The 2,451-nt window shown below is 62.8% G+C and carries 2 protein-coding genes and 1 pseudogene; all 3 read left to right on the top strand.

Features of this window, described 5'->3' with window-relative positions; translation table 11 throughout:
- Positions 1-185, top strand: a pseudogene (locus tag B5G37_RS15320) (hypothetical protein); the annotation flags it as partial.
- 13 nt (positions 186-198) lie between these two features.
- Positions 199-639: a PrgI family protein gene (locus B5G37_RS14225; protein WP_087258906.1), complete on the top strand. Its 441-nt coding sequence runs from the start codon at positions 199-201 to the stop codon at positions 637-639.
- A 16-nt stretch (positions 640-655) separates the two neighbouring features.
- Positions 656-2,451 (top strand): hypothetical protein (locus tag B5G37_RS14220; protein ID WP_204217953.1); only part of this gene is annotated, 1,796 nt, incomplete at its 3' end.

The raw sequence follows: 2,451 nt of genomic DNA, 5'->3' as shown, positions 1-2,451 counted from the left end.
GACAGCTCGCCGGTGCCATCGCCATGATCGTCGGCGGCGCAATCGTCTGCGGCGCGGCCATCTACTTCGGCTCCCTCGATACCTCGTGGTCCGGTGCGGCGGCCACCATGACCAACACCATCTACGTGGACGCCGCTCCGGCGTCGTGGACGGCGGACACCTCGTCCTTCCACCTGATCGCCTGAGAGGGGGACGCCCATGCTCTCCGTGACCGTACACAAGGACATTGCCGAGTACCAGCCGAAGGTCGTGGGCAAGATGACCGGGCGCACCCTCGTCTCCATCGTGGGTGCGCTCGGCGTCAGCGTCCTCACGGGCGTCTACCTGTACTTCGTGCTGGGCCTGAACCCCGGCGACTACATGATGGTGATATATGCCGTGAGCCTGCCGTTCTGGTGCTGCGGGTTCATTCGTCCCAAGGGGATGCCCTTCGAGAAGTTCGTTCCCCTGTGGCTCCGCGCCAAATTCACCGACGACCGTATCTTCTACACGCCGTCGATGACGCGCAGCGGCCTTGTCCACGACCCCGGCCAGCCCGACCGAAAGAAAGGAAGCATCTATGGAAAATACTACCGAAAGCAGGGAAATCTCAAGGGGATCGAAGCCTATTCCCCCCGCGCGGAACGTGTCATCGTATGACTATGAGGACGATCCCGTGACCGCCAACTTCGACATTGATGAGTTTGTCCACGCCACAGGCGAGGGCGGCATCGACCCCCGGCCCGTGTACAGTGACGCGGGGGCCATCGACGTGGATGCACTCGGGCAGGTCGCGCCCCGGCGCGGGCGTACCGCCCACGGGCGCAAGCTCACCCGGAAGGAGAAGAAGGCCGCGAAGCGCGACATCGCCCGCCGGGAACGGGAGGCGAAGGATGCCGAGAAGAGCGCCAAGCGCAGCTATAAGTCCATCAAGTCGCAGCTCAAGGACCGCGACAAGGAGCTGAGCGACAAGACCGAGGGCTTCCGACGCAAGCGGGAGGCGGCGAAGACCGTCACCGACTACATCGGGTACAACAGGATGTATCAGGACGGCATCTGCGAGGTGGAGGAGGGCCTGTTCTCCTCGTCCATCGCGTTTGACGATACCAGCTACCACAGCGTGCGTGACGAGCAGCAGAAGGCCATGTTCTCCGCCCTGACCCGCCTGTACGACCAGTTCGGCGCGAACACCCTCGTGCAGATGAGCGTCGTCAACACGCCCCTCCTGCGGGAGGAGGTGGGCCACCGGAGGTTCTTCAACCCCAACGCCCAGTCCACCGACGCGGCCCGCCACGACGCCCAACTGTTCAACGACATCCTGAACGACAAGGTGAAGGAGGGCGTGAGCAACATCCGCCGCAACCGCTACCTGACCTATTCCGTGTCGGCGGACACGGCGGAGGACGCCGCCCGGCAGCTCTCCCGCATCGAAACGGAATCCAGCCGCATCCTGAACTCCATGGGGTCCAAGCCACATCTGTTGAACGGCACCCAGCGGCTCAGGGTCATCCACAGCTTGTTGAACCCGTACAAGCCGTTCTACTTCGACTACCAGCGAGACATCTCCGCCCGCAGCGTGCAGACCACCAAGGACTGCATCGCGCCCACGCAGATCGACTTCAAGCCGGACGGCATGTACAACGACTGCTTCCAACTGGACAACGGCGTGTACGGGCAGGTACTCGTCATGAAGAAGTTCGGCTCAGAACTCTCCGACCGCGCTTTGGCGGACATCGTGGACCTGCCCATCCCCATGGAGGTCACGTGGTACGTGCAGCCCATGGACAAGTCGAAGGCCATCAACTTCGTGCGCAGCCGCTCCGCGTGGATCGACAAGGAGATCATCGAGGAGCAGCGTTCGGCGGTGAACAAGGGGTACGATTTCAGCATCCTCCCGCAGGAGCTGAAATACTCCAAGGAGGAGACCGAGGACGTGCTGGACCACTTGCAGAACAAGAACCAGCGGCTCTACGTGTTCACCGGCCTCATCTACACCTACGCGCCCACCAAGGAGCAGTTGGACCAGCAGGTGATGCGCATCATCTCGGTCGCCCGCCAGTCCTCCATCGAGGTGGACACCTACGACTACCGGCAGCGCCGTGGCCTGAACTCGATCCTCCCCTTGGGCCACAACCATGTTGAGATCAGCCGCATGTTCACCACCGCGCAGGTCGCCATCCTCGTGCCCTTCGCCACGCAGGAGCTGGACGACAAGGGCGGCAACTACTACGGACAGAACAAGCATTCGCGGAACCTCGTCATCTGCAACCGCAAGCGGCTGACCAGCCCCATGGGCTTCGTGTGCGGCAAGACCGGCTCGGGCAAGGGCATGTTCGTCAAGACCGAGATGACAGGCACCATCTTCACCAACCCCACGGACGAAATCTACGTCATCGACCGTGCGGGCGAATACACCGCCATCGCCGACCGGTACGGCGGCACCACCTACCATTTCGGCGTGGGCACCGGCAC

Source organism: Pseudoflavonifractor sp. An85, assembly GCF_002161235.1.
GTDB lineage: Bacteria > Bacillota > Clostridia > Oscillospirales > Oscillospiraceae > Enterenecus.
This window is presented reverse-complemented; position numbering and strand designations above follow the sequence as displayed.

Bases quoted from the DNA above. Each gene is read 5' to 3' on its own strand.
- B5G37_RS14225 (WP_087258906.1), top strand. From the start codon at position 199: ATGCTCTCCGTGACCGTACACAAGGACATTGCCGAGTACCAGCCGAAG.